Genomic DNA, 261 nt, shown 5'->3' on the forward strand with positions numbered 1-261 from the left:
GAACAGGCTGAGTTCCACCATGCCGAGATGGATCGATTGGAGGCTGCGACGGAGGCAGGAAGCCTGCCGGCAGCGGCAGCCAGCGTCATCCTGGCCAACAAGCGTTGGCGGATGGAGAAGCTGAAGCCCAAGGTCTATGGCGCTGCTGTCACGCTTAAGGGCGACCGCGACAACCCGCTGCAGATGGAAGCCTCCAAGGCCATGACGGAGGCTGAGTTGGTGGCAATCGCCAAGCGCGGACAGCCCGCTACGCCGTGAGCG

At 64.0% G+C, this 261-nt stretch carries 1 protein-coding gene; it reads left to right on the top strand.

Going from position 1 to position 261, the window contains the following annotated elements; all coding sequences use genetic code 11:
* A partial coding sequence (locus H6A60_RS13290) for a hypothetical protein (RefSeq protein WP_205105339.1) occupies positions 1-258 on the top strand: 258 nt, incomplete at its 5' end.
* Between the last annotated feature and the right edge of the window lie 3 nt (positions 259-261).

The organism is Sutterella massiliensis, assembly GCF_016899755.1.
In the GTDB taxonomy this organism is placed as follows: domain Bacteria; phylum Pseudomonadota; class Gammaproteobacteria; order Burkholderiales; family Burkholderiaceae_F; genus Sutterella; species Sutterella massiliensis.